This window comes from Streptomyces sp. NBC_01092 (genome assembly GCF_045039535.1).
Taxonomy (GTDB): Bacteria; Actinomycetota; Actinomycetes; order Streptomycetales; family Streptomycetaceae; genus Streptomyces.
In genome coordinates this window covers 2,822,222-2,849,024 of sequence record NZ_CP108659.1, presented here as the reverse complement: position 1 = coordinate 2,849,024, position 26,803 = coordinate 2,822,222, and the positions used below count along the sequence as shown (strand labels likewise).

Annotated in this window: 25 protein-coding genes and 1 pseudogene; 14 read left to right on the top strand and 12 right to left on the bottom strand. The window is 70.1% G+C overall.

Annotated features, from left to right (window positions below; genetic code table 11):
* The first annotated feature begins 62 nt into the window (after positions 1–62).
* The 3 genes from OG254_RS12700 (at position 63) to OG254_RS12690 (ending at position 1,757) form a co-directional block, all read left to right on the top strand.
* Positions 63–704 carry a uridine kinase gene (locus tag OG254_RS12700; RefSeq protein WP_405580781.1) on the top strand — a complete coding sequence of 214 codons (642 nt, stop codon included), beginning with the start codon at positions 63–65 and terminating at the stop codon, positions 702–704.
* Between the two features lie 67 nt (positions 705–771).
* Complete coding sequence (locus OG254_RS12695) at positions 772–1,185, top strand: PPOX class F420-dependent oxidoreductase (RefSeq protein ID WP_405580778.1); 414 nt, start codon at positions 772–774, stop codon at positions 1,183–1,185.
* Between the two features lie 134 nt (positions 1,186–1,319).
* The gene (locus OG254_RS12690) at positions 1,320–1,757 is read left to right on the top strand and encodes a CBS domain-containing protein (RefSeq protein ID WP_351193317.1); all 438 of its coding nucleotides are present in this window, start codon (positions 1,320–1,322) and stop codon (positions 1,755–1,757) included.
* A gap of 148 nt (positions 1,758–1,905) precedes the next feature.
* On the opposite strand, the gene OG254_RS12685 is transcribed toward OG254_RS12690, so the two are convergent.
* Positions 1,906–3,033 carry a magnesium and cobalt transport protein CorA gene (locus tag OG254_RS12685; protein ID WP_405580776.1) on the bottom strand — a complete coding sequence of 376 codons (1,128 nt, stop codon included), beginning with the start codon at positions 3,031–3,033 and terminating at the stop codon, positions 1,906–1,908.
* Positions 3,034–3,446: 413 nt separating this feature from the next.
* Between OG254_RS12685 and OG254_RS12680 the strand changes: the two genes are divergently transcribed.
* The gene (locus tag OG254_RS12680; RefSeq protein WP_351193311.1) at positions 3,447–4,241 is read left to right on the top strand and encodes a methyltransferase domain-containing protein; all 795 of its coding nucleotides are present in this window, start codon (positions 3,447–3,449) and stop codon (positions 4,239–4,241) included.
* Between the two features lie 40 nt (positions 4,242–4,281).
* Here the strand turns inward: OG254_RS12680 and OG254_RS12675 are convergent, their stop codons facing one another.
* Complete coding sequence (locus tag OG254_RS12675; protein ID WP_405580773.1) at positions 4,282–5,238, bottom strand: carbohydrate kinase family protein; 957 nt, start codon at positions 5,236–5,238, stop codon at positions 4,282–4,284.
* On the bottom strand, positions 5,235–6,143 hold the full coding sequence (locus OG254_RS12670; RefSeq protein ID WP_405580771.1) for a pseudouridine-5'-phosphate glycosidase: 909 nt from the start codon (positions 6,141–6,143) through the stop codon (positions 5,235–5,237). Before OG254_RS12670 ends, OG254_RS12675 begins: the two co-directional genes overlap by 4 nt.
* A 100-nt stretch (positions 6,144–6,243) precedes the next feature.
* On the opposite strand from OG254_RS12670, the gene OG254_RS12665 reads away from it, so the two are divergent.
* On the top strand, positions 6,244–6,672 hold the full coding sequence (locus OG254_RS12665; protein ID WP_405580769.1) for a VOC family protein: 429 nt from the start codon (positions 6,244–6,246) through the stop codon (positions 6,670–6,672).
* A gap of 264 nt (positions 6,673–6,936) precedes the next feature.
* On the opposite strand, the gene OG254_RS12660 is transcribed toward OG254_RS12665, so the two are convergent.
* From OG254_RS12660 to OG254_RS12650, 3 genes are all read right to left on the bottom strand, one after another.
* Positions 6,937–8,223, bottom strand: a complete 1,287-nt coding sequence (locus tag OG254_RS12660) for an MFS transporter (protein ID WP_405580766.1) — start codon at positions 8,221–8,223, stop codon at positions 6,937–6,939.
* Between the two features lie 150 nt (positions 8,224–8,373).
* The gene (locus OG254_RS12655) at positions 8,374–8,928 is read right to left on the bottom strand and encodes a methylated-DNA--[protein]-cysteine S-methyltransferase (RefSeq protein WP_405580763.1); all 555 of its coding nucleotides are present in this window, start codon (positions 8,926–8,928) and stop codon (positions 8,374–8,376) included.
* Between the two features lie 61 nt (positions 8,929–8,989).
* The gene (locus tag OG254_RS12650; RefSeq protein WP_351193295.1) at positions 8,990–9,859 is read right to left on the bottom strand and encodes a glycerophosphodiester phosphodiesterase family protein; all 870 of its coding nucleotides are present in this window, start codon (positions 9,857–9,859) and stop codon (positions 8,990–8,992) included.
* Between the two features lie 280 nt (positions 9,860–10,139).
* Between OG254_RS12650 and OG254_RS12645 the strand changes: the two genes are divergently transcribed.
* The 7 genes from OG254_RS12645 (at position 10,140) to OG254_RS12615 (ending at position 18,973) form a co-directional block, all read left to right on the top strand.
* Positions 10,140–11,006 (top strand): MHYT domain-containing protein, encoded by an 867-nt coding sequence (locus OG254_RS12645; protein ID WP_405580760.1) that lies wholly within the window; start codon positions 10,140–10,142, stop codon positions 11,004–11,006.
* A 40-nt stretch (positions 11,007–11,046) separates the two neighbouring features.
* Complete coding sequence (gene uvrB, locus OG254_RS12640; protein ID WP_405580758.1) at positions 11,047–13,194, top strand: excinuclease ABC subunit UvrB; 2,148 nt, start codon at positions 11,047–11,049, stop codon at positions 13,192–13,194.
* Between the two features lie 198 nt (positions 13,195–13,392).
* Complete coding sequence (locus OG254_RS12635; RefSeq protein WP_405580755.1) at positions 13,393–13,971, top strand: TerD family protein; 579 nt, start codon at positions 13,393–13,395, stop codon at positions 13,969–13,971.
* Positions 13,972–14,032: 61 nt separating this feature from the next.
* A complete protein-coding gene (locus tag OG254_RS12630) occupies positions 14,033–16,102 on the top strand; it encodes a TerD family protein (RefSeq protein WP_405580753.1) in 2,070 nt (689 codons plus the stop codon).
* 224 nt (positions 16,103–16,326) lie between these two features.
* Positions 16,327–17,328 (top strand): TerC/Alx family metal homeostasis membrane protein, encoded by a 1,002-nt coding sequence (locus OG254_RS12625; RefSeq protein WP_351193282.1) that lies wholly within the window; start codon positions 16,327–16,329, stop codon positions 17,326–17,328.
* Between the two features lie 138 nt (positions 17,329–17,466).
* Positions 17,467–17,769, top strand: a complete 303-nt coding sequence (locus OG254_RS12620) for a hypothetical protein (protein ID WP_405594961.1) — start codon at positions 17,467–17,469, stop codon at positions 17,767–17,769.
* Positions 17,770–17,872: 103 nt separating this feature from the next.
* Positions 17,873–18,973 carry a calcium:proton antiporter gene (locus tag OG254_RS12615; RefSeq protein WP_405580749.1) on the top strand — a complete coding sequence of 367 codons (1,101 nt, stop codon included), beginning with the start codon at positions 17,873–17,875 and terminating at the stop codon, positions 18,971–18,973.
* Between the two features lie 99 nt (positions 18,974–19,072).
* Here OG254_RS12615 and OG254_RS12610 read toward each other — a convergent pair whose 3' ends face one another.
* Together OG254_RS12610 and OG254_RS12605 are read right to left on the bottom strand one after the other, a co-directional pair.
* A complete protein-coding gene (locus OG254_RS12610; protein WP_405580746.1) occupies positions 19,073–20,377 on the bottom strand; it encodes an MFS transporter in 1,305 nt (434 codons plus the stop codon).
* 60 nt (positions 20,378–20,437) lie between these two features.
* Entirely contained in the window at positions 20,438–21,484 is a 1,047-nt protein-coding gene (locus tag OG254_RS12605) for a S66 peptidase family protein (protein WP_405580743.1), read from the bottom strand.
* Positions 21,485–21,588: 104 nt separating this feature from the next.
* Here OG254_RS12605 and aroQ point away from each other — a divergent pair, with 104 nt between their 5' ends.
* Positions 21,589–22,062 (top strand): type II 3-dehydroquinate dehydratase, encoded by a 474-nt coding sequence (gene aroQ / locus OG254_RS12600; protein WP_405580740.1) that lies wholly within the window; start codon positions 21,589–21,591, stop codon positions 22,060–22,062.
* Positions 22,063–22,112: 50 nt separating this feature from the next.
* Here aroQ and OG254_RS12595 read toward each other — a convergent pair whose 3' ends face one another.
* The 4 genes and pseudogenes from OG254_RS12595 to OG254_RS12580 form a co-directional block, all read right to left on the bottom strand.
* Complete coding sequence (locus tag OG254_RS12595) at positions 22,113–22,841, bottom strand: amino acid ABC transporter ATP-binding protein (RefSeq protein WP_147998001.1); 729 nt, start codon at positions 22,839–22,841, stop codon at positions 22,113–22,115.
* A gap of 35 nt (positions 22,842–22,876) precedes the next feature.
* Positions 22,877–23,794, bottom strand: coding sequence for an amino acid ABC transporter permease (locus OG254_RS12590; RefSeq protein WP_405580738.1), 918 nt, complete (start codon positions 23,792–23,794; stop codon positions 22,877–22,879).
* Complete coding sequence (locus OG254_RS12585; protein WP_405580735.1) at positions 23,791–24,675, bottom strand: ABC transporter substrate-binding protein; 885 nt, start codon at positions 24,673–24,675, stop codon at positions 23,791–23,793. The genes OG254_RS12590 and OG254_RS12585 overlap by 4 nt, the downstream gene beginning before the upstream one ends.
* A 364-nt stretch (positions 24,676–25,039) precedes the next feature.
* Positions 25,040–25,225, bottom strand: a pseudogene (locus tag OG254_RS12580) (MBL fold metallo-hydrolase); the annotation flags it as partial.
* Positions 25,226–25,240: 15 nt separating this feature from the next.
* Here OG254_RS12580 and OG254_RS12575 point away from each other — a divergent pair.
* Positions 25,241–26,776 carry a recombinase family protein gene (locus tag OG254_RS12575; protein WP_405580733.1) on the top strand — a complete coding sequence of 512 codons (1,536 nt, stop codon included), beginning with the start codon at positions 25,241–25,243 and terminating at the stop codon, positions 26,774–26,776.
* Positions 26,777–26,803 lie beyond the last annotated feature (27 nt).

Here is a 26,803-nt window from a genome sequence, read left to right as displayed (position 1 = left end):
CTTCGGGTCGGGGCCCCCTCGCCCCCGGCCCGCAACGCACCCCACCCACCCCCTGTCGCATCATGGGCCGTGTGCGACTGGAAGCGATCACCTGGGACCGGCTCGGCGAACAGCTGGCCGAGCGGCTGCTCGATCTGAAGCCGACCGACGGCAGCCCTTGGCCGCGCGTGGCCTTCGACGGTGCCCCGGCGGCCCGTCCCGGCGACCTCGCCGAGCGGGTCGGCGAGGCGCTGCGCATACGCGGCCGCCCCTCGCTCACCGTCGGCTCGGAAGGCTTCCTGCGCCCTGCTTCCGTCCGCCTGGAGTACGGCCACCGGGACGTCGAGGCCTATTACGACGGCTGGGTCGACACCGGCGCCCTGTGGCGCGAGGTCTTCGGCCCCCTCGAAGCCGGTGGCGACGGCCGCGTCCTGCCCGACCTGTGGGACCCGGCCACCGACCGAGCCACCCGCAGCCCTCACGTCCAACTCCCGCCCGGTGGCTTCCTGTTGCTGCACGGCCCCCTCCTGCTGCGCCACTGGTTTCCGTTCGATCTGACTGTCCATGTCCTCCTCTCGCCCGGTGCCCTACGCCGCCGCACCCCCGAGGCCGAGCACTGGACCCTCCCCGCCTACGAGCGCTACGACCAGGAGACCGACCCGGCCGGCACCGCCGACGTACTGGTGCGCGCCGACGACCCGCGGCATCCGGCATGGAGCGGTTGAGGCGTGATCCGGTAAACCGCTTCGGTAAACCGCTTCTGCATGCACGTGCATTTAATACGCTGGTGCCATGACGACCTCCACGAGTGATCCGATCTCCTTCGACGACGCCGCCCGCACCCTGCTGGACGGCAGGAACTTCGCCAGCGTCGCCACCCTCGGCCCCGACGGCGCTCCCCAGAACTCGGTGGTCTGGATCAAGCGCGAGGGCGACACCGTGCTCTTCTCCTCCCTTGACACCCGGCAGAAGGTGCGCAACCTCCGCCGCGACCCCCGCGTCAGCGTCTCGGTCTACGACCTCGCCAACCCCTACTCCTCCATCGAGATCCGCGGCATCGCCGAGATCGTCCCGGACGAGGCCAAGCGGCTTCCGTTCGAGCTCTCGCACAAGTACCTCGGCATCGACCCGCCGGCCGAGAAGGACGACGAGACTCGCGTGATCATCCGCGTCGTCCCGCGGAAACTCGTGCGCTTCTCGGCCTGATCGCCGCCCGCCGCCGATGGCCGGTACTGCTCGGTTCCGGGTGCAGGGGCGGGACGCCACGGCGAGAATGAAGGGCGCCGGGACTAGCGGTGCGTCCGGCGCCGCGCCGGCCGTCCGGCATCGGGAGGTAGCCCATGACCACTGCCGGAGACATCATGCACCGAGGCGCCCAGTGGATCCCGGCACACGAGACCCTGGACCGCGCCGCCCAGCTGATGCGTGAGCTGGGCGTGGGAGCCCTGCCCATCAGCGACGAGAACGAACGGCTCTGCGGCATCCTCACCGACCGCGACATCGTCATCGGCTGCGTGGCCATGGGCCACGACCCGAGCAAGGTCACCGCCGGCGAGATGGCCCAGGGCACCCCGCGCTGGATCGACGCGAGCGCCGACGTCAGCGACGTGCTCCGGGAGATGAAGGATCATCAGATCCGCCGCCTCCCCGTCATCGAGAACAAGCGCCTGGTCGGCATGATCAGCGAGGCCGATCTGGCCCGGAGCTTGTCGGAGGACGAGATCGGTCACTGGGCCGAGAGCGTCTATGCGATGAGCGCGGCGCCGAGGACGCGTTGACTCGGTGAAGCGCTGATCCAAGGCACTGACCCAATGCGCTGACTTGTCGACGCCCTGACTCGGCGAAGGTCCGCTCACCTCATGGGCCGTCCTCGTCCGGCCGGTCGTGCCGGGCGAGGGCGTCTCGATGTGGGCATCGGCCGGGGCGTCAGAGCCACCCGTTGCGTCGGAAGCCGCGGTACAGCACCACACACGCGACGGATATGACTCCGATGACCAGCGGATAACCGAACGTCCAGCGCAACTCCGGCATGTAGTCGAAGTTCATGCCGTAGACCCCGCACACCATCGTGGGGATGGCGATGATCGCGGCCCAGGCGGTGATCTTCCGCATGTCCTCGTTCTGCGCGACCGTGACCTGTGCCAGGTGGGCCTGAAGGATCGAGTTGAGCAACTCGTCGAAGGCGAATATCTGCTCCTTGGCCCGCAGCAGATGGTCGGAGACGTCGCGGAAGTAGGCCTGTATCTCCGGCTCGACCGCCCGGAGCGGCCCCGTGGCCAGTTCCTCCAGCGGGCGGCTCAGCGGAACCACGGCCCGCTTCAGCTCCAGCAACTCCCGCTTGAGCTGGTAGATCCGCCCCGGGTCGGCCCGTGCCCCGTTCTCCGCGAACACGTCCGTCTCGACCTCGTCGATGTCCTCCTGCACCGAGTCGGTGACGCTCAGATAGTCGTCGACCACGTGGTCCGCGACGGCGTGCAGCACCGCCGCCGGTCCCTTGGCGAGCTGCTCGGGGTTCGACTCCAGCTCCTCGCGCAACGGCCCCAGCGAGCCATGCCGTCCATGGCGCACCGTGATGACGAAGTCCCTGCCGACGAACACCATGATCTCGCCGGTGTTCACCACCTCGCTGGTCGCCGTGAGCTGCTCGTGCTCGACGTAGCAGACGGTCTTGAACACCGCGAACAGCGTCTCGTCGTACCGCTCCAGCTTCGGCCGCTGATGTGCCTCGACCGCGTCCTCGACCGCCAGCGGGTGCAGGTCGAATAGCTCGGCGATGCCCGCGAACTCCCGGTCCGTCGGCTCGTGGAGGCCGAGCCAGACGAACCCGCCGCCGCGCTTGCGCACTCTCTGTACGACGTCGACCAGATCACCGCTCTCCGGGACCCGCGCGCCGTCCCGGTACGCCACGCAGTTCACCACGGAGGAGCCCAGCGGGGACCTGGCGGGGTGGCTGAGGTCGACGCGCGGGCGCCGTCGAGCCAGCCGTGCCACCTTGCGGAGGCCGCCGACCTTGTCCAGGCCCGTGACCTTTCGCAGATTCCCTGCCATGGACATCTGGATCTCCTTGCGTGGATCCCTCGCGCCGCATCTCTGCGCCTTGGCGTGCCAGTTTGCCAGCCGGTGGTGAGTGACGGGTAAGCCTGTGGGAATCACCGATTCCGCTTTGTTCCCGCCTGTGGACAACCGGCCCACCCAGGTAGGACGCAACCTCAGCCGGGCTGGATGCAGCGTTCCGCTCACGTGACGGCAGCTTCTCGCTCACGCGACCGCAGCCTCCCGCAGCCGCGACCGCAGCTTCCCGCGCACGTGACCGCAGCCTCCCGTCCGGGCGCGCGGCGTCCTGCCGGACCAGGCACGGCCTCCCACCGGTCCGAGCCGCCCCCCCACGTGTCCTGGACGTCCGCCATCTCGTCGTAGGCGCCGCGTCGCCCGCTCAAGACGAGCGGGGCAACTGGGATGATCGCGGTATGACGCGAAACGACGGATATCTCCTCGACAACCGGCAGACCGAGGCGGGCGAACGTTTCGACGCCTTCGCCACCCTCTTCGACCCCACCACCTTCCGGCACCTCGAAGGATTCGGCATCGGACCCGGCTGGCGCTGCTGGGAGGTCGGCGCCGGCGGCACGTCGGTGGTGTCCTGGATGGCCAAGAAGGTCGGCCCCACCGGAAAGGTGGTCGCGACCGACATCGACACCTCGCAGCTCGCCTCCGCCGCCCGGCCACCGGTGGAGGTCCGCGTCCACGACGTGAGCGCCGAGGAAGCGCCGGGGGAGGGGTTCGACCTCGTGCATGCCCGGCTCGTCCTCGTCCATGTGCCGGACCGGGAAAGGGCGTTGCGCTCGATGATCGAGTCCCTGCGCCCCGGCGGGCGGCTCCTGGTCGAGGACGCCGACCCCGCCCTCCAGCCCCTCATCTGCCCCGACGAGTACGGCCCCCAGCAGCAGCTGGCCAACCGACTGCGCCACGGCTTCCGCAAGCTCCTCGCCGACCGCGGCGCCGACCTCTCCTACGGGCGCAGGCTCCCGCGCATCCTCCGCGAGGCCGGCCTGCGCCAGGTGACGGCCGACGCGTACTTCCCGGTCACGTCGCCCGCCTGCGCCGCCCTGGAGTCCGCCACCGTCCGCCAGATCCGCGAGCAGTTGGTCGCGGCGGGCATCGCCACGGACGACGACATCGACCGCCACCTCGCGAACGTGGCCTCCGGCACGATGGATCTGGCGACGGCACCGCTGATCTCGGCATGGGGACGCAAGCCGTAGCCGACAGCCGAGCGAGCCCGCCCTCGGTACGTCGGCGACGTCACCTGGCCTTTTGCGGCCTCCCGCCCACCCGTTCCACGGCCAGCGCCCCCGCCCGGCACCCTTCCAGAGCCGCCTCCTGCGGCCCGGCGCCGGCGAGCAGGGCGGCGAGGAAGGCGCCGGTGAAGGCGTCACCCGCTCCAGTGGTGTCCCTCGGCGCGGCCGGCACGGCGGGGACGTGGGCACTGACCGCACCCGATCGGGCCACCAGTGCGCCGTCCGCGCCCTGCTTGGCGACCACCAGCGGAACATGGCGGCTCAACTTGGCCGCCGCGTCCGCCGCGTCAGGCAACCCCGTGAGCAGGCACGCCTCGTCACGGCTCGGCAGCAGGACATCCACACCCTCCACCAGCGCCAGGAAACGGTCGACGCCCAGCTCCACGAGGAACCCCGCCGATGCCGGATCCAGGCTCACGGGCACGCCACGCGCGCGTGCGGACGCGAGAGCCACCGTCACCAGCGCGCGGCTCGGCGCGGAGAACAGCAAGTAGCCGGACAGATGCAGCCAGGCGACGCCGTCGAGGAGCGCGTCCGACCAGTCGCCCGGCTCCAGCCGCAGGGACGCGCCGCTGTCGGTGAGGAACGTCCGCTCGGCGTCGGCACCCGCGTCGACCAGGCAGATCACCGTCCCGGTCGGCGCCTCGGGATCGACGACGAGACAGGGCTCCACCCCGCTCGCGCTCAGCTCCCGCTCGTGCCACTCGGCGGCCTCCGCGCCCACCCGCCCCAGCAGCCGCACCTCATCACAGCCTCGATGCGCGGCCCAGCAGGCCACATTGGCGCCCGCGCCGCCCGGCACCGTCCGGATCGCCGCGGCCGTGTCCGTCCCCGAGGCGAGCGGCCCCTCGTGCCGGGCGATGACGTCCGTCACCACATCCCCCACGACCAGCAGCGCACCGTCACGAGCGCCCAAGGCGTCCGCTCCGCTTCCCGATCCGTCGGGCAAGGTTCCGCTCATGCCCCGGCCCAGGCCGCCGCGATCCGCCCCGCCAGCCGTACGTTGCTGCGTACCGCCGCGAGGTTGGCGCTCAGCGAGGCACCGTCCGTGTGCCGTACGAGGTAGTCCAGCAGGAACGGCGTGACCGCCTGGCCGGTGACGCCCTGCTCCTCGCACGCGTGCAGCGCGTCGGCGAGTACACGCGCGTGCAGCTCGGGATCCAACTGCTCCGCCTCCGGCACCGGATTGGCGACGATCAACGTCGACTCGGGCCCGTCGAGGGCGTCTTGAGCGCGCATCACCGCGGCCACCTCCTCCGGTGCCTGGAGCGTCCAGTCCACCGGGTGCCCCGAGTCGGAGAGGTAGAAGCCGGGGAAGCGCTCGGTGCGATAGCCCGCCACCGCGACGCCCAGTGTCTCCAGCCGCTGCAGGGTCGCCGGGACATCGAGGATCGACTTCACTCCGGCGCACACCACGGTGATCCGTGTCCGCGCGAGCAGTCCCAGGTCGGCCGACTCGTCCTGCGTCACCGTCCACTGCCGGTGCACACCGCCCAGCCCACCCGTCGCGAACACCCTTACGCCCGCGAGGGCCGCCAGCAGCGCCGTCGCCGACACCGTGGTCGCCCCGCTCGCCCCGGCGGCCACTGCGAGCGGCAGATCCCGGTGCCCCAGTTTGCGGATCCCGTCCTCGTTCGCGATCCGCTCCAGCTGGTCCTTGTCCAGGCCGACATGGGGCCGCCCGTCGAGCACGGCGATCGTCGCCGGAACGGCGCCCTCCCGCCGTACGACGTCCTCCAGCTCCAGCGCCACCTGAAGATTGCGCGGGCGCGGCAGCCCGTGCGCGATGATCGTGGACTCCAGGGCCACCACGGGTCGACGCGCGTCGATCGCCTCCCGTACCTCTTCCGACACCATCAGCACCACGCGCCTGCCTCCTGTCCGTCGGTACTCCCTCATCTCTGGCGGGCGCCGCGCCCGATCAAACCCCTTGCAGGCTGTGGCGGACGACACCAGCCTTGGCTGCATGATGGACAACACTGCACGTCTCGACCATGTCGTCCTCTGGGTACGTGACCCGGTGGCGTCGGCCGACTTCTTCGAGAAGGCGGTCGGCATGGAGCCGGTCAGGCTCTCGGAGTTCTCGGCGGGGGCGGCTCCGTTCCCCTCCGTACGTCTCAACGAGGAGACCATCCTCGACCTCATGCCGCTCACCATGGCGGAACGCATGACGATGCTGCCGGGCGCCACCGAGAGCTCCGGGCACCCGGTCAACCACGTCTGCCTGGCGCTGCCCGGCGACGACTTCGACGCCCTGCGCGCCCGCTTGGAGGAGCGTGCCGCGCCGGTGTCGGACATCTCCCAGGACTCCTTCGGCGCCCGCGGCAAGGCCAAGCGCAGCTTCTACTTCCGCGACCCCGACGGCAACGTCTTCGAGGCCCGCCACTACGACTAGGCGGACCTGGAAGGGGGGCCACGCACGCGTGGCCCCCTCGCAGACATGGCCCCGCATCGAAGACGTCAGACCGGCTGTGCCCCGATGGAAGACGTCAGACCGGCTGTGCCCCGCGTCGCAGGCGTCAGACCGGCCGTACGCCGTCCAGCGCCCCATGCGAATGCAGCACGTACTTGCGGCTCGCGCCCTCGCGTGCCTGCCGTTCAACGCGGCCCGCCTTTCAACACGCTGCCCGCGCCGCCCCGGAGCGAGCCGGACGCCACGTCAGTCGCCCGCGGGAACGCCCTCCGCCGGCCTGCCCCGCGTGAGCAGCGCCAACGCCGCCAGCGGGAGCAGCAGGCACGCGGCGGCGAGGTTCAGCCAGCCGTAGCTCGCCTTGGCGACCACGAGCCCCGCGACCGCTCCGCCGACTCCGGCGGACGCGTTCATGACCAGGTCCGACAGTCCCTGCGCGGCGGCACGCGCCGGCTGCGGAACGGAGTCCGTGAGCAGCGCCGAACCGGAGACGAGCCCCGCCGACCAGCCGAGCCCCAGCACGAAGAGCCCGACGGCCGTCTGTCTGTGACTGCCGCCCGCCGTACCGGCGAGGAACACCGCACACGCCAGCAGCCCCACGGCGAGCCCGATCCCGGACAACCGCCCCAGCCGGTCCGACAGCCGCCCCATGAGCGGTGCGAACGCGTACATGCCCGCGATGTGCCCGCTGATGACCAGCCCGATCAGATCGATCCCGGCGCCGTGGTGCGCCAGGTCGACCGGGGTCATCGACATCACCGAGACCATCGCCGTGTGCACCACGGCGACCGTCATCACCGCGAGCCGCGCCCGCGGCGAGGCGGCCACGGCAGCCATCCCGGCGCGCAGCGAGCGGGCCGCGGGCGACCCTTCCTCGGCCGGTGCCAGCGCACGCGCCGTCAGCAGTGGGTCGGGCCGCAGCAGTACGGCCACCACGAGCGCGGATATCAGGAAGATCCCGGCCGCCCACAGGAACGGACCCGCCGTCGCCGGTATCCCGAGGCCCGTGACACTGCGACCGGCGGGCGCGGCTATGTTCGGGCCGAGGACAGCGCCGATGGTGGTCGCCCACACGACGAGCGAGATCGCCCGTGCTCGCCGCTCCGGCTCGGCCAGATCCGCCGCCGCGAAGCGCGCCTGGAGATTCGCCGACGACGCCGCTCCGAACGCGGCCATCCCGCACAGCAGCAGCGGAAAGCTCCCGACGCGGGCCGCGACCACGGTGACGGCGGCGCCCACGGCACCGATGAGATACGCCAGCACGAGCCCGGGACGACGGCCCCGCGCGGTCATCAGCGCGGCCAGCGGCAACGACAGCACCGCGGTCCCGGCGACGGTGGCGGTGGGCGCGAGCCCGGACAGCGACTCGGTGCCGCTGACCTCCTTGGCCAGGACCGCCGCGAGCGCGATACCGGTGGCGACACCCAGCCCGCCCAGGATCTGCGTCGTGATCAGCACGGCCTGGATACGGCGCCGCAGCGCCGGCAGCCGGTCGGGCGTGACCGATACGACCACCTGCCGCTCGACGGCGGTCACGACGCACGCCGGGCGGTGCGGCGCCTGCGACCCGCCGGCCGGGGACAACACATCGGACCGGCCGCGTACATGTGGGTGAAAGGTGTCGTCACAGGCGCAGTCTCCCCCCTCTACTCCCGACTGCCCACCCCGTGAAAGACCGGGGAGCCCTCAGAACAGGGGCTCCGGCAGTACGCCCTCCAACGCGAGCAGCTTCCGCTTGGTCTCGAGACCGCCCCCGAACCCGCCGATGCCGCCGTCGCTCTCCACGACCCGGTGACAGGGCACGACGACCGGCAGCGGATTGGCGCCCATCGCCATGCCCACCGCCTGGGCCGCGCCCGGCTGCCCGACCCGCCCGGCCAGATCGCCGTACCCGACGACCGTGCCGTACGGGACACCGGAGGCCAGCTCGCGCAGCACCTGCCGGTTGAAGCCGGAGATCAGCGACCAGTCCAAGGGCAGCTCGAAGTCGCGCCGCGCACCGGCGAAGTACTCCTCCACCTGGCGTATCGCCTCGGCCAGCAGTGGGGAGTCGGGCGCCTCGACCGGCTCGGCACCCAGCCGGGACGCCAGTCGGTCGAGCGTCGTCTCGCGCACCTTCTGCGTGGCGTGGAACACGACGCAGACCAGGCCGTCGTGGGTCGCGGCCAGCATCAGCGGACCGTCGTCGGTACCGACGACGGCCCACACGACCTGCTGCTCGTACTGCCCATCGCTGTCCATGCGCCCACCGTACGACCCACCACTGACAACGCCCCCGGGAGCGGGTGGCGCCGAGCGGGCCTCACTTCGCGGGCAGGGCGTCCCGCACCACGTCGGGGGTGTTCGTGATGATGCCGTCGACGCCGTACCCGGCGACCAGCCGGGCGGTGTTCGCGTCGTTCACGGTCCAGACGAAGACCTCCAGCGGCCTGCCGTGCGGTCCCACGACCGCGTGGACGGAGGCGACGTAGCCCATGGAGACGGAGGCGTACGAGGGGTTGATCTGGTCGGCGAAGGCCGCGTACCGGTCCAGGTCCGCCACGGACGGCGTCCCCAGGAAACCGGTCTTCACATCCGGCTTCAGTTCATGGACGGTGCGCACGCTGTCGGCGCCGAAGCTCTGCACGATCAGCCGGTCGGCCAGGTGGGGCCGGTCCAGCCAGCCCTCGTTGTCCAGGACCTTGAGGGTCTCCTGCTCGATGCCCGGGTACAGCTCGGGGTTCTTGATCTCCAGGAGCAGCTTCTGGTGGTGCAGCTCCACACGGTCGATGAACTGCTTCAGCGTCGGCACGCGCGCGTCCGCGTACGCGGGGCCGAACCAGCTGCCCGCGTCCAGGCGGGCGATCTCGGCGGCCGTGAAGTCCTTCACCTTCCAGGGCGCGCGGTCGGGGAAGACCTCCTCCGCGTCCGTGGTGCGCTTGAGGTTGTCGTCGTGGACGACGACCAGCTCGCCGTCCTTGGTGCGCTGGACGTCGTTCTCGACCCAGCTGACACCCAGCTCGGCGGCCTTGTCGACGGCGGCCAGCGTGTTCTCGGGGGCGTAGGCGGAGGCTCCCCGATGGGCGATGATCTCGGGCCGGTCCGCGCCGGCCCGGGCGTCGGGGGCGGGAACGAGCAGAGCGGCGGATCCCAGGAGTGCGGTCGCCGTGGCGGCTACAGCGCGCGCGTGCATGCGTACTCCTCGCGTCGGACGATCACGGACAGCTCAACTGTGACAGCAGAGGGTCAACGGCGAAGGAGCGCAGAATGGCCACAGATTGAATGGAGTTGCCCGGGCCCGCTCACCCGTGCGGCACAACTGGGGCGAGGCCGTGTTTCTTTGCCGGAAAATCGTTCGACCATTGCGGTGGGCGTTACCCTCTGCCTCAACCCTGACCGCTCGGGCGGTCCTGGGAGGGGGGGCGCATTTCACGGGGTTCCGGGACGTAAGAGGGCGGGAAGGGCAGCTGCGTATGCAGGGCACGATCGACGGATTCAGCTACGGACTCGTCACACCGCTGGTCGCCTACCTCATGGCCTGCCTCGGCGGCGCGCTCGGCCTGCGCTGCACCACCAGATCGATGCTCGTCTCGCGCTCCTGGCGCCCGGGCTGGCTCGCCCTGGGGGCGGCGGCCATCGGCTCCGGCATATGGACGATGCACTTCGTCGCGATGATGGGGTTCACCGTCAAGGAGACGCCGATCCACTACGACAAGGCCATGACGTTCGCGAGCCTCGCCGTCGCCATCGTCATGGTGGGTGTCGGGATCTTCATCGTCGGCTACCGGGGTGCCAGCGGAGCGGCCCTGTTCACGGGCGGCACCATCACCGGCCTCGGCATAGCCTCCATGCACTATCTGGGCATGGCCGGCATGCAGCTCAACGGCAAGCTGGAGTACAACACCTTCACCGTGGCCGTCTCCGTCGTCATAGCGATGGGGGCGGCCACCGCCGCGCTGTGGGCCGCCGGACAGGTCAGAGGACTGCTGTGGAGCGTGGGCGCGAGCCTCGTGATGGGCCTCGCCGTCAGCGGCATGCACTACACCGGCATGGCCGCCCTCAGCGTCCATCTCCACGGCACGGGAGACCCCTCCGTCGGCGACTCGCCCGCCTCCCTGCTCGCGCCGATGCTGGTCGGCCCGCTCGCCTTCCTGCTCCTCGCCGGCGCCGTCGTGCTGTTCGACCCGAAGATGATCATGGGGGTGCCCGCCGGGGGCCCCGTCGAGCACAAGCCGGGCGTCCCGGCCCACGCCACCGTCCCGCACCCGGCCCGCCGCCCCCCGCTGCGGCCCCGCCGCACCGCCGGAACCCGAGGCTCCAGGACCCCGCAGAACCACTGATCGGACCGCGTTGTCAGTGGGGGGTCGTACGGTGGATCCCATGCGGCCCGTTTCCAGCATCGAACGCACGGTGGCGCCCTTCGAGGTCGTCAGCCCCTTCCAGCCCAACGGCGACCAGCCACAGGCAATCGCCGATCTCGCCCGGCGCATCGAAGCCGGTGAGAAGGACGTCGTCCTGCTCGGCGCGACCGGCACAGGCAAGTCCGCGACCACCGCGTGGATGATCGAGAAGCTCCAGCGCCCCACCCTGGTGATGGCCCCGAACAAGACACTGGCCGCCCAGCTGGCGAACGAGTTCCGCGAGCTCCTGCCGAACAACGCCGTCGAGTACTTCGTCTCGTACTACGACTACTACCAGCCCGAGGCCTACGTCCCGCAGTCGGACACCTACATCGAGAAGGACTCCTCGATCAACGAGGAGGTCGAGCGCCTGCGCCACTCCGCGACGAACTCGCTGCTCACCCGCCGCGACGTCATCGTGGTCGCCTCGGTCTCCTGCATCTACGGCCTCGGCACCCCGCAGGAGTACGTGGACCGCATGGTCCCCCTCAGGGTCGGCGACGAGATCGACCGGGACCAACTGCTGCGCCGTTTCGTGGACATCCAGTACACGCGCAACGACCTCGCCTTCTCCCGGGGCACCTTCCGGGTGCGCGGCGACACCATCGAGATCTTCCCGGTCTACGAGGAGCTCGCCGTCCGCATCGAGATGTTCGGCGACGAGATCGAGGCCCTGTCCACGCTGCACCCGCTCACCGGCGAGATCATCAGCGACGACGAGCATCTGTACGTCTTCCCGGCCACCCACTACGTCGCGGGCCCCGAGCGCCTGGAGCGGGCCGTCAACGACATCGACAAGGAGCTGGGCGAGCGCCTCGCCGAACTGGAGAAGCAGGGCAAGCTCCTGGAGGCCCAGCGCCTGCGGATGCGGACGACGTACGACCTCGAGATGCTCCGCCAGATCGGTTCCTGCTCGGGTGTCGAGAACTACTCGATGCACTTCGACGGCCGCCTGCCCGGCTCCCCGCCGAACACCCTGCTGGACTACTTCCCGGACGACTTCCTGCTCGTCATCGACGAGTCGCACGTCACCGTGCCGCAGATCGGAGCCATGTACGAGGGAGACGCCTCCCGTAAGCGCACCCTCGTCGACCACGGTTTCCGCCTGCCCTCCGCCCTCGACAACCGTCCCCTGAAGTGGGAGGAGTTCCAGGAGCGGATCGGACAGACCGTCTATCTGTCGGCGACCCCGGGCAAGTACGAGCTCTCCCGCGGGGACGGCCAGGTCGAGCAGATCATCCGCCCCACCGGCCTCATCGACCCGGAAGTCGTCGTCAAGCCCACCGAGGGCCAGATCGACGACCTGGTGCACGAGATCCGGGCCCGCGTCGAGAAGGACGAGCGCGTCCTGGTCACCACCCTCACCAAGAAGATGGCCGAGGACCTCACGGCCTACTTCCTGGAGCTCGGCATCCACGTGCGCTACCTGCACAGCGACGTCGACACTCTGCGCCGTGTCGAGCTGCTGCGGGAGCTGCGCGCAGGCGAGTTCGACGTCCTGGTCGGCATCAACCTCCTGCGCGAGGGCCTCGACCTCCCCGAGGTGTCCCTGGTGGCGATCCTCGACGCCGACAAGGAGGGCTTCCTGCGTTCCGGCACCTCCCTCATCCAGACCATCGGCCGTGCGGCGCGCAATGTCTCCGGCCAGGTCCACATGTACGCCGACAAGATCACCCCGGCGATGGAGAAGGCCATCGACGAGACCAACCGCCGCCGGGAGAAGCAGGTCGCGTACAACACGGCGAACGGCATCGACCCCCAGCCGCTGCGCAAGAAGATCAACGACATCGTCGCGCAGATCGCCCGCGAGGACGTCGACACCGAGCAGCTGCTCGGCAGTGGCTACCGCGCCAAGAAGGACGGCCGGGGCACCAAGGCCCCGGTGCCCTCGCTCGGCGACAAGGCGGCCAAGGGCGCGAAGGCGGCCAAGTCCGCCAAGGGCAAGGGCAAGGAGACGGTGCCGACCGACCGGCCGGCGGCGGATCTCGCCGAGCAGATCGAGGAGTTGACGGAGCGTATGCGCGCCGCGGCCGCGGATCTGCAGTTCGAGATCGCGGCCCGGCTGCGCGACGAGGTGTCCGAGATGAAGAAGGAACTGCGTCAGATGAAGGAGGCGGGCCTGGCCTGACGGGCCCGCAGGGCGCCGGCCCGCACTGTGGGCCGGCGCCGCCCGCATGGTTGTCCACCGGCTCGCCGCACTCGCTGTGTTGCAAGACCGACACAAAGTGGGGACCGGGCTACGTCACTGTCAGTGCCCCTGCGTAGGGTTCTCGTCATCCGCGGACTCCGCGGCCAACAGGGGACAGTTCGAGAGGGGAATCAGCACGTGACCGTCAACATGACCAAGGGTCAGGCAATCAGTCTGCAGAAGAACGACGGAGGCAGCCTGACCGCGGTGCGCATGGGTCTCGGCTGGCAGGCGGCTCCCCGGCGCGGCCTGTTCGGCTCGCGCACGCGGGAGGTCGACCTCGACGCCTCGGCCGTCCTGTTCGCGGACAAGCAGCCGGTCGACGTCGTCTTCTTCCGCCACCTGGTGAGTGACGACGGCTCGGTGCGCCACACCGGTGACAACCTCGTCGGCGGTGTCGGCCAGGGCGGCGACGACGAGGCGATCCTCGTCGACCTCGCCCGCATCCCGGTCCACATCGACCAGATCGTCTTCACCGTGAACTCCTTCACGGGCCAGACCTTCCAGGAGGTGCAGAACGCGTTCTGCCGTCTGGTCGACGAGACCAACGGCCAGGAGCTCGCCCGCTACACGCTCGCGGGCGGCGGCGCCTACACGGCCCAGATCATGGCGAAGGTGCACCGCACGGGCCCGGGCTGGTCGATGACGGCCCTCGGCACCCCGGCCAACGGCCGCACCTTCCAGGACCTGATGCCGGCGATCCTGCCGCACCTGTAGGACACCTAAGGCGCCCGGCGGGCGGCACACGACACGACAACTGACACAGGGGGACGAAGGCATGACGGCCGAGCTGGTGCGGGGGCAGAACCACCCGCTCTCCCAGGCCCGTCTGGAGATCCGGGTCTCGGCCGGCACGCCGATCGTGGCCGCCGCCACGCTCGGCGACGAGCAGGGCAGGATCCACGGCGTCGAATGGGTGGCCCACCCCGGCGCCCCGACCCTGCCCGGCCTCGAGGTCTCCCGGCAGGCGGCCGCCGACCATCGCCTCGCGGTGGACCTGGACGCCATGCCGGAAGCCGTCCACCGTGTCAGTGTGCTGCTCGCCCTGCCGACGGGGGGCGAAGGCCCCACCTGCTTCGGCGCCGTCCCGACCCCGTTCGTCGCGGTCACCGGCCTCGACGGCACCGAGGTCGCCAGCTACACCGTCGCCGGCCTGGAGGCCGAGTCCGCCGTCGTCGCCCTGGAGCTCTACCGCCGCCAGGGCGCCTGGAAGGTGCGCGCCATCGGCCAGGGTTATGCTGGCGGCCTCGCCGATCTCTTCACCGACCAGGGACTGCCCCAGGCCCACCAACTCGCCGGCGGCATCAACGAAGCGGTGGCCCAGGGCGTGGCCCGCTCGATTCCGGCACCGCCGCCGCGCGCGGACGGTGACCGTTCCCGCCAGGCCGCCGCACCGGCACTGGGTCCGGACCAGAGCGGTACCGCGCCGCAGGGCGCCACCGGCCCCGCTTCACCGCAGCCGACGTCGCCCTACGGCAACCAGACGCCCGGCCAGCCGACCCCGCCGCCGAACTCGCCGTACGGCACGCAGGGCCCGGGCATGCCGGGACAGCCCGCGCCGCAGCCGTCGTATCAGGGCGGAACCGGCGCCGGCGACCCCGGCCAGCCGTCGACTCCCACGTCCGGCGGCCCGATCGACTACAGCCACCCGCGCCGGCAGAACGCGGCTCCGCCGCCGCCCCCGCCGACCGCACCCCCGGCGCAGCCCGGACAGCCCGCGCAGCCCGTCGCGGGCGATGCCACCGGCTGGTCCATGGACGAGCGGCTCTACAACCAGGTGTGGGGCATGTTCGAGGACCTGGCCCGTACGACCGCCGCGTATCGCAGTGCGGTCGACTTCGCCGACTCGCGCATGGAGAAGGAACTCGACCAGGTCCTGTCGGACCCGCGCAGCCGGATCGGCGGCCAGGGCGACGCCGCCCGCGAGGCGGCCCAGGCCAAGCACGCACAGCTCGTCAACCAGGCCAGGGCGACGCTCGACAGGGACCTCGCCCAGCTCACCGCGGAGTCCGAGGTCGTCGAACCCGCGCTGCCGCCCGCCTACGCGCGCTGGGACAACCCCGTCTGGCACGGCTACCGCGTCCCGATGGAGATCCCCATGGCCCTGCGCCTGGGTGAGCTCCACCTCCCCGAGAGCGCCCAGCTGCACATCCCGATGCTGATCCGGCTGCCGTTGGAGCGCGGCCTGTGGATCGACAGCGGACGCGGCGGATCACTCGACGGCTCCTTCACCGACTCCCACGACATGCGCCGTCTCGCGATGGAGACGGCTGTGGCGCACGCGGCCCGGCTGCTCGCCGTCTATCCGGCGGGCGAGTTCACCGTGCACGTCATCGATCCGGCCGGCTCGGGCGCGCAGGCACTCGCACCCCTCGTGCAGACCGGTGTGCTCGCGGCCCCGCCCGCCGTGGGTGCGGCCGGAGTCGCGGACGTCCTCGCGCGACTCACGCAGCGCGTCGACCTGGTGCAGATGGCGTTGCGCGCCGGCGTGCCCGACTCGCTGCCGCCCGACTTCGACACCGCCCAGCAGCTGCTGATCGTCAACGACTTCCCGCACGGCTTCGACGACCGGGCCGTGAACCAGCTGCGCTACCTGGCGGACGAGGGTCCTGCCGTCGGCGTCCACCTGATGATGGTCGCCGACCGCGAGGAGGCCGCCGGCTACGGCCCGCTGCTCGACCCGCTGTGGCGTGCGCTGATGCGACTCACTCCGGTGCCGGACGATCACCTCGCGGACCCGTGGGTGGGGCACGCCTGGACCTACGAGCCCCCGCTCGTGCCGCCCGGCAGCCAGGTCCTCCAGCAGGTGCTGACGCAGGTTGCGGCAGCCCGCTCCAAGCACAGGTAAAGAGCCTCTGACCTGCATACTTGGCATTTCTTTTGCCAAGCGCTTTACCTTTCCTTGGTGATCGAGGTACTGTTTGTCCCACGGAGGGGAGTACTCCCTGTCTGCTGCGGCGTACCCGTCAATACGGATCAGGCCAGATCCCGGGGCGTCGGCCCATCCTGGGTGGAAGAGACCTCCGGCGCGCGACGACGCTGACATTTGCCGTTACGACTGCCGGAGGCGCAGTGGAAGTTTCCACGACCCTATGGGTCCTGACCATCGTGGGCCTTGCCGCCCTGATCGCTGTCGATTTCTTCATCGGCCGCAAGCCGCACGACGTATCCATCAAGGAAGCCGGAATCTGGACGGTCGTCTGGATCGCCCTGGCGGGCCTCTTCGGGCTCGGCCTGCTGATCTTCGGCGGCGGACAGGCCGGCGGTGAGTTCTTCGCCGGCTTCATCACCGAGAAGTCGCTGAGTGTCGACAACCTCTTCGTCTTCGTTCTGATCATGGCGAAGTTCGCCGTGCCGTCCCAGTACCAGCAGCGAGTGCTGCTGGTCGGTGTCCTCATAGCCCTGGTGCTGCGCGCGATCTTCATCGCTGCGGGCGCCGCCATCCTCACCAGCTTCTCGTGGGTGTTCTACCTCTTCGGCGCCTTCCTCATCTACACCGCCTGGAAGCTCATCCAGGAGGCCCGGGCCGACGAGGATGACGAGGAGTTCGAGGAGAACAAGCTGCTCAAGGCCGCCGAGCGCAAGTTCGGTGTCGCCGACCGCTACCACGGCACCAAGCTGTGGATCCGGGAGAACGGCAAGAGGGTCATGACCCCGATGCTGGTCGTGATGCTCGCGATCGGCACCACGGACGTGCTCTTCGCCCTGGACTCCATCCCGGCGATCTTCGGCCTGACGCAGGACCCGTACATCGTGTTCACGGCCAACGCGTTCGCGCTGATGGGTCTCAGGCAGCTGTACTTCCTCATCGGCGGTCTCCTGAGGAAGCTGGTCCACCTCAGCTACGGCCTGTCGATCATCCTCGGCTTCATCGGCGTGAAGCTGGTGCTGCACGCCCTGCACGAGTCCGGGGTCCACGTCCCCGAGATCAGCATCCCGGTCTCGCTCGGCGTGATCTGCTCGGTCCTGATCGTCACGACGATCACCAGCCTCAGGGCCTCCAAGAAGCAGGCGGCGGCCGAGGCGGCGCAGGAGCGGAGCGAAGGCGCTCCGAAGGACAGCATCGACGTCTGACCACGTCGGACGTAGGAAGAACCAACACCGGGAGTGGTGCCCAGCGAATTGCCGAGCACCGCTCCCGGTGCTTCTTTGGGTGCTGGGTGTCCCGGCCGGGGACACCACGGCCGGGTGGAGGCACTCGTGGACGCACCCATGAAGTTCGTGCAGATCATCGACTTCGAGACCGACCGCATCGACGATATGCGCGAGCTGGCCCAGGAGACCGAACAGCGCCTCGCGGGCCGCAGCGGCGGTCCCACGCGCCGACTCGTCCTCAAGGACAGGGCGCAGGCCAACCGCTACCTCGTAGTTCTCGAGTTCGACTCCTACGAGGACGCCATGCGCAACAGCGAAGAGCCCGAGACGACCAAGTTCGCGGAGCAGATGGCCGCGCTGTGCAGCAGGCCGCCGTCGTTCACGGACTGCGACGTACAGGAGATGACCGATTTCGCGTAGCGACATACGAAGCACAGGGGCCCCGCATCCCGAGGGCGCGGGGCCACCTGACCACCCCACCGACCGGAATGCGAACCCTCAAGGCCTCTGCGACGATCGCTCCATGATCGCTCGGCTCAGGCCGCTCACTACCCAGTGGACGACCCTCGTGCCGGTGCTCGCGGTCGTCCTGTTGGTCTTCACCTGGGGACGGGACCTGCCCGGCGCGGTCGTCGCGCTGGTGACGCTGGTCCTGGCCGGGGCGGTTCTGGCCGCCGTGCACCACGCCGAAGTGATCGCCCACCGGGTCGGCGAACCCTTCGGCTCCCTCGTCCTCGCCGTCGCCGTCACGATCATCGAGGTCGCCCTGATCGTGACCCTGATGGCGGACGGTGGCGACAAGAGCTCCACCCTCGCCCGGGACACGGTCTTCGCCGCCGTGATGATCACCTGCAACGGCATCGTCGGCCTGTGCCTGCTGGTCGCCTCGCTGCGGCACCGCACGGCCGTCTTCAACCCCGAGGGCACCGGTGCCGCCCTCGCGACGGTGGCCACCCTGGCCACGCTCAGTCTGGTGCTGCCGACGTTCACCACCAGCAAGCCCGGCCCGGAGTTCTCCGGCGTGCAGCTGACGTTCGCCGCGATCTCCTCGCTGATCCTGTACGGCCTGTTCGTGACGACGCAGACCGTCCGCCACCGGGACTACTTCCTCCCCATCACCCGGCAGGGCGACGTGATCACCGCGGACGACCACGCCGACGCGCCCACCCGTCGCATGGCCCTGATCAGCCTCGGGCTGCTGGGCCTGGCCCTGATCGGCGTGGTGGGCCTGGCCAAGGGGGTCTCGCCGACCATCGAGTCCGGCGTGGCGGCGGCCGACCTCCCGCATGCCGTCGTCGGCGTGATCATCGCCCTGCTGGTGCTGCTCCCCGAGACGATCGCCGCGCTGCGCTCCGCCCGCCGTGACCGCGTGCAGACCAGTCTCAACCTTGCTCTCGGCTCGGCGATGGCGAGCATCGGCCTGACCATCCCGGCGGTGGCCCTGGCCTCGATCTGGCTCTCGGGTCCGCTCGTCCTCGGCCTCGGCCCCACCCACATGGTGCTGCTCGCCCTGACGGTGGTGGTGAGCTCGCTGACGGTCGTACCGGGGCGGGCGACACCGCTCCAGGGCGGCGTCCACCTGGTGCTGTTCGCGGCGTATCTGGAGCTCGCGATCAACCCGTGAAGCCGCGTCGGCCGCGAAGCCCGTCGTGGGCCGCGGAGCCCGTCGTGGGCCGCGGAGCCCGTCGTCGGCTGCGGAGCCCGTCGTCGGCTGCGGAGCCCGTCACCCGGTGGCGGGCTCCGCAGCCGACGCAGGCACCGGACGCGTCTCGGGCAGCAGCGCGAAGCAGCCCAGACTGAGCAGCGCGACCCCGGTGAGATACGCCCCCACACCCCAGGGCACCCGACCTCCCTGCTCGACGAGCGCCGTGGCCACGATCGGCGTGAGCGCGCCCCCGAGGACTCCGCCGAGGTTGTAGCCCACCGCGGCGCCGGTGCAGCGCACCCGGGGTTCGTACAGCTCGGGCAGATACGCGGCGATCACGGCGAACATCGTGATGAACGAGAGCATCGCCCCGAGGAAGCCCAGGAACATCAGCAGCGGCTCAGCCGTGGCGAGCAGAGCGACCAGCGGGAACATCCACAGGGCGGACGCGGTGCACCCGATCAGACACAGCGGCCGGCGGCCGTACCGATCGCCGAGGATCGCGACGACCGGTGTGAGCGAGCCCTTCACCACCACCGCGCCCATGATGCAGGTCAGCATGACGCCCCGACTCACACCGAGCTGCTCGGTGGCGTAGGCGAGGGACCAGGTCGTCACGGTGTAGAAGATCGCGTATCCGATCGACAGCGCCCCGGCCGTCAGCAGTACGAGCCGCCAGTGGCCGCGTGCGACCTCGGCGAGCGGCACGCGCGCGGGCTCGTCGATTTCGAGGAACCGCGGACTCTCGGTGAGCGACGACCGCAGCCACAGCCCGACGACCGCGAGCACGCCCGCCGCCCAGAACGGCACCCGCCAGCCCCACGCGGCGAACTGCGCCTCGGACAGGGTCGCCGACAGCCCCAGCACCACACCGTTGGCGAGCAGGAAGCCCAGCGCCGGCCCGACCTGCGGAAAGCTCGACCACAGACCGCGCCGCCCCTCGGGCGCGTGCTCCACGGTCAGCAGGACGGCGCCGCCCCATTCGCCGCCGAGTCCGAGCCCCTGCAGAAAGCGCAGCACGAGCAGCAGCAGGGGAGCGGCCATCCCGATCGTGTCGTACGTCGGTACGCAGCCGACCGCGACCGTGGAGGCGCCGGTCAGCAGGAGTGAGGCGATCAGGACCGGTCGGCGTCCGCGCCGGTCCCCGATGTGCCCGAACAGCACCGAACCCAGGGGCCGCGCGATGAAGCCGACCCCGAAGGTCGCGAAGGCGGCCAGGGTCCCCGCCACCGGCGAGAAGGTCGGGAAGAACAGCGGTCCCAGGACCAGTGCCGCCGCGGTCCCGTAGACGAAGAAGTCGTAGAACTCGATGGCCGTCCCGGCGAGCGAGGCGGCCGAGAGCCGCAGCATGGAGGGCGCCCTTACGGTGCGTGCGTCGTACATGCTGCGTCAACTACCCACGGTGACCACCGGTTACGGGGCGCGCGGGGGCGGTCGGCCTCGTCAGTATGTGACGGTGATGCGCCGGGCGGCCCCGTCGACGCGGACGTTGCCGCCGTAAGGGATCACGAGTTGTGGATCGGTGTGGCCGAAGTCCACGTCGAAGACGATCAGCGTGTTGGGGGCATACACACCCATGGCCCGCAGCACGGCCTCGCGCTGCTCGGTGGCGTAACGAGCGGCTTCCTCCAGGCCGTTGGGCTGCTCGAAGGACCACGTCTTCGCTCGGCCCATCAACAGTGCCGAGAAGCGCTGGAGCAGTCCGCGCTCGCCCATGTTCCTCAGCGTCCAGAAGACCTCGTTGGCGCTCGGCATGTCCTCCGACGTCTCCAGCAGCAACACACCACCGTCGAACTCCGAGAGGTCCCGCGGGATCTCCCGGTCCGCCATCAGCAGCCAGCCGACGATCTCCAGGCAGCCGCCCCAACTGCGGCCTTCCACCACCTGGTCGGCCTTCACCCAGCTCCATCCGGTGCCGGGCCGCGTCTGCGGCTCCGCGTCGAAGGTCGCCGGGTCGGCCCAGTCCCGGTTGATGTCGTTCCAGCGTTCGGCCGGGCGCAGCTCGTACTCACCCGAGGTGAACAGCGCCGCCCGCAGGGAGTCGGCGGTCTGCGGGTGCATGGCGCCGGGACGGCCCAGCTCGCACATCACGCTCGTGCCGTGATAGCCGACGATCCCGGTGTTGCGGAGGAACATGAGCAGGTTCGTGTTGTCGCTCATCCCGAAGAACGGCTTCGGGTTCGCCCGGATCAACTCCCGGTCCAGCAGCGGCAGCACGGTGATCTGGTCATCGCCGCCGATCGAGGCGATGACCGCCTTGATGTCGGGGTCGGCGAACGCGGCGTGGATGTCGTCGGCCCGCTCCTGGGGCGTCGAGCCCATCTTGCGGGTCGCCGGATACTCGACCGGTTCGAGCCCGTACTCCTTGCGCAGTCGCTCCAGGCCCAGTTCGTAGGGGTGCGGGAAGAGTCCGGGCAGGCCCGCGCCGGGCGAAATGACGGCGACGCGGTCGCCGGGAGAGGGCTTGGCAGGGTACGAGATCGTGGTCATGCCCGGAGGGTAGGCGGCGCGGCACGGCCGGCGCATCGTGATAAACCGGGGTCTGAGCAGCGGTCATCGACGGACCGCCGCACCGCGAACGGACCGGAGGAACCGTGCCCCGCACCCTGGCCAACGCCCCGATCATGATCCTCAACGGCCCCAACCTGAACCTGCTCGGCCAGCGCCAGCCGGAGATCTACGGCTCCGAGACCCTGGCCGATGTCGAGGCCCTGTGCGCCAAGGCGGCGGCCGCGCACGGCGGCACGATCGACTTCCGGCAGTCCAACCACGAGGGCGAGCTGGTCGACTGGATCCACGAGGCACGGCTCAACCACTGCGGGATCGTGATCAACCCCGGTGCCTATTCGCACACGTCCGTGGCGATCCTGGATGCGCTCAACACCTGTGACGGCATGCCGGTGTTGGAGGTCCACATCTCCAACATCCACAAGCGCGAGTCCTTCCGGCACCACTCCTACGTCTCGCTGCGCGCCGACGGGGTCATCGCGGGCTGCGGTGTGCAGGGCTATGTGTTCGGTGTGGAGCGGGTCGCGGCGCTGGCGGGGGTGGGGCAGGCCGACACGTGAGAGGTGAACGGGGAGGGCTGTAAGGACCGCCCGCCATGGTGGGGCGGTCCTTACAGGCGTCCCGCCTCCACGATCCGCCGCAGGAAGCGCCGGGTGCGTTCCTGCTGCGGATCACCGAAGATCTGCTCGGCCGTGCCGCGCTCCAGCACCACGCCTCCGTCCAGAAAACAAACCTGGTCGGCGACCTCACGGGCGAACCCCATCTCGTGCGTGGCCAGCACCATCGTCATCCCGTCCGCCTTCAAGTCACGGACGACGGCGAGGACTTCGCCCACCAGCTCGGGGTCGAGGGCTGCGGTGATCTCGTCGAGCAGCAGCAGCCGCGGACGTACGGCCAGGGCGCGGACGAGCGCGACGCGCTGCTGCTGACCGCCGCTCAGCCGGTCCGGGTACTCGCCCGCCCTGTCGGCCAGCCCCAGCCGCTCCAGCAGCTCACGCGCGTGTGCCTCGGCCTCGGCACGGGACTGCCCGTGCACCCGGCGCGGGGCGAGGGTGATGTTCTCCAGGACCGTCATGTGCGGGAAGAGGTTGTACGCCTGGAACACCACGCCGATACGGCGACGTACGGCGTCCTGGTCGACGCGCGGGTCGGTGATCTCCTCGCCGTCCAGCCAGATCGCGCCGTCGTCGATGTCCTCCAGCAGGTTCGCGCACCGCAGCAGCGTGGACTTGCCGGAGCCGGAGGCGCCGATCAGCGCGGTCACCGTGTGCGGGGCGACCTCCAGGTCGACGTCCCGCAGTACCACCGAGTCGCCGAAGGTCTTGCGGACGGACTCCATGCGCAGCACAGGTGCGTCACTCACGGATGCGTCGCTCACAGGGCTCCTCCTTGGGCGCGCCGGCGGTCCATGCGGGCCGTCACCCAGTCCGTGAAGCGGGTCATCGGGATGGTCAGCGCCACGAAGATCAGGCCGGCGACGATGTAGGGCGTGTAGTTGAGGCTGCGGCCCACGATGATGTCCGCGGCCCGTACGGCGTCCACCGCGCCGCCGATCGACACCAGCCCGGTGTCCTTCTGCAACGACACCAGGTCGTTCAGCAGCGGCGGCACCTGACGGCGTACGGCCTGGGGCAGGACGACATGCCGCAGCGCCTGCCGGTTGGTGAGGCCGAGGGAGCGTGCCGCAGCGCGCTGCGAGGGGTGGACGGACTCGATGCCCGCGCGGAACACCTCGGCCACGTACGCCGAATACGTCAGCGTCAGTGCCGTACCGCCCAGCAGCACCGGATCGACGGTCACGCCCTGGAGCCGCAGCGCGGGGACGCCGAGCACGACGATCATGAGGTTAATGATGAGCGGAAGGCCCCGGAAGAAGTCCGTGTACGCGGCCGCCAGTGCCCGCAGCGGGAAGAACACCGGGCCGCGCAATGTGCGGGCGACGGCGATGAGCATCCCGAGGACCAGCACGGCCGCCCCGCAGATGAGCAGCAGCCGGACGTTGAGCCACAGCCCTTCGAGGACCTTGGGGAACGCCTCGCGCGCGTACCCCCAGTCGAAGAACGTCTCCTTGGTCCTCGGCCAGCCCGGCGCGTTCACCACGACCAGGTAGAGGACGACGCCGGTGACCAGGGTGGAGAGGGCGGCGATGGCCGTGGCTCGGCGGGCGCGGGCACGCTTGTAGCGCTCGCGGTCGAGACGCCGCTGCGAGGGGACGTAGCCGTCGCCCCCGCCGGACATGCCGCCGTTGTCGTCCGCGCCGTCCTGGCCGGACTCCTCCTTCGTGAGCGTCACTTGAGTACCGGGGCGTCGACGGCGTCGGACAGCCACTGCTGCTCGAGCTTGTCCAGGGTGCCGTCCTCACGCAGGGCGTTAACGGCGTCCGTCACGCACGAGGTGAGCGCGCTGCCCTTGTCGAGCACGAGCCCGAACTGCTCGGGCGCACCGCCCTGGTTCTCGAACTGGCCGACGATCGTCGCGTCCGTCACCTCGGCCGCGGTGATGTAGAACGCGGTCGGCAGATCGACCACGATGGCGTCGACCTGCCCGTTCTTCAGCGCCGACTTGGCCTGGTCGTTCTTCGCGTACGCGGCGACCTCCTGGGTCGGCTTCACCACGTCGTCGATGTAGTTCAGGCTGGTGGTGCCGACCTGTGCGCCCAGCTTGAGGCCCTTCAGGTCCGCGATGCTCTTAGCCTTGGCGGCCTTGGTGTCCTTCAGCGCGATGACGGCCTGGCGGACGTCGTAATAGCCGGACGAGAAGTCCACGGCCTTCTTGCGCTCGTCGCTGATCGACACCTGGTTGATGTCGAAGTCGAAGGTCTTCTCGCCGGGCGCGAAGGCCTTGTTGAAGGGGACGCTCTGCCAGACGACGGCGCTCTTGTCGTAGCCGAGCTGCTTCGCCACGGCGTAGGCGACCGCCGATTCGAAGCCCTCGCCGCCCGCGGGCTTGTCGTCCTTGAACCAGGGTTCGTACGCCGGCTCGTCGGTGGCGATGGTCAGCTTGCCTGAGGTCTTCGTGGCCAACTCGCCCTTGGCGCAGGTGTTCCCGGCCGAACCGGACGGCGCGTCGGCGGCCTTGTCCTCCGGCTGTGGAGCACAGCCGAGAGCGGTGGCGAGCAGGGCGGTCGTGGCGACGGCGACGGCGCGGCGCAGGGCGTGGGGGGCAGGGTGCATGGCGCGAGATTGACAGTACATCGTCGTCTTTGTCGAGATCACGACGGTGAAAGTCCGCATATTGGGAACGGGTGTTGCGGTCCTGTGAACACGTCCCGCGGCACGTCACCGGGAACACTCGGCGCGGCCGGCGTGGGAGGAACTCGCCGGGGCCGCCGGTCGAGGGCGGGGATTGAGAGACCGGCGGCCCTTTCCGCTCAGGAGCCGTCATCCTGTGCGGGGCTGCTTCCAGTTGACTGCGCAACCACGTGCGCCGGGAGCGCGCGTTTGACGCCAGCGCGTGTGAACGATTCACACGGGGCGCGTGCGCCGCGCGGTCACGAGCCCTTCACGCTCCCGCTCGGCGCGCCTACCAGCCCCGCGCCTACCAGCCCCGCGCGCGCCACTCCGGCAGATGCGGCCGCTCGGCGCCCAGCGACGTGTCGTTGCCGTGCCCGGGGTAGACCCACGTCTCGTCGGGCAGTGCGCCGAAGATCTTTGTCTCGACGTCGTGGATCAGGCTGGCGAACGCCTTCGGATCCTTACGGGTGTTGCCCACACCGCCGGGGAATCCGGGAGGCGCTGGATGGGTAATACTGGCCTTATGGTTGTCACTGTCGCTCAACTCCGCATCCTCATCTTCCTCTACGCCCGGATCAGCGAGGATCCCCGCGAGCAGCGGCGCGGAGTCGGTCGACAGATGAAAGACCTGCACGCATGGGCCGCCGAGCTCGGCGGGGAGGTCGCCGGCGAGTGGACCGATAACGATCTCTCCGCACACACGGGCGAGGAACGCCCCGGCTACGACCAGCTCATGGCCGCAGCACTCACCGCAGCCACACAGCCCGGGGTACGCGTCATCGTCGCCGCCTACCATCCGAGCCGACTGTGGCGACGGCGGGTCGAGCGAGCCCAGGCCATCGAGGATCTCCGCCAAGTGAAGGCCTTCGTCGCCTTCGAGAGCGGCGGATACTTCAACATGGGGAAGGCATCCGACCGCTCGCAGCTGGCGAACCTGGGCGAGTCCGACACCGCCGAGTCCGAGGTGAAGTCGGAGCGAGTAGCACGCGCCGCCCGGGAGCGGGCAGAAGAGGGACGCGCGAACGGCAAAGTCGCCTACGGCTGGCGGCGCCAGTACGAGCATGACGACCGCGGGCAGGTCATCGGCTTCCACGACCTCGAGCACCCCGGGCAGGCTCCGATCGTCCGCGAGATCGTCACCCGGCTACTGGCTGGCGACACGCTGCTCGGGATCACTGCCGATCTGAACGGGCGCGGCGTCCCATCGCCTGGCGCCGGCCAGAACCGCAAGCGCCGCATGCTCGGCCAGGCCGAGGATGGCAGTCTCTGGAACAAGACCAGCGTGAAGAAGATCGCCCTACGGCCGGCGAACGCCAAGATCCGCGTACATCACGGCGACGAATACCCCGCCGCCTGGCCTGCGCTCATCACGGAGGAGCAGCACGCCCGGATCAAGCAGCTCTTCGCCAGCCGGGCCGAGACCAGAGAGAAGCCGGGGCAGCGCAAGTACCTGCTCTCATGGGGTGAGGTCGCAACCTGCGGAGTGTGCGGAAGCTGCTACCGGGTCGCCATGCGCGGCAACGCGAAGCGAGGCTCACTGAAGCCCACATACTGCTGCGACTCCAACCAGGGCTGTACCGGCCGCAACGTCGAGGCCCTGGACGGCTTCGTCGAGGACATCGTCATCCCGGTCTTGTCCGACCCGATCGCCGCCGACATCTTCCAGGGCGACGAGGCTGGCGCCCTGGCCGCCCTGGAACGCGTCGAAGGACTGCGGGCCAGGCAGGAAGAAGCGGCGGACGACTACGCCGAGGGCGCCATCACTCGCGAGCAACTGCGGCGCATCACGAAGAAACTGGGCGACCAGATCAAGGAGGCACAGGCCGAGGCTCGCCGCCTCCAGCCCGTGGACCTGTCGCCGCTGGACGGGCTCGTCGGCTCGCAGGCTCCCGAGAAGTGGAAGCTCCTCGGGGTATCGCAGCAGCGGCGGATCCTCGACACGATTGGCCTGCGCCTCAAGATCCACCCAGTCGCCAAACGCGGCCCTGGCTTCGACGACTCCACCATCGATGTCACATGGAAAGGCAGAAGCGAGAGCTGAGCAGCGCGCCGCGTGACGGAGCCCCGC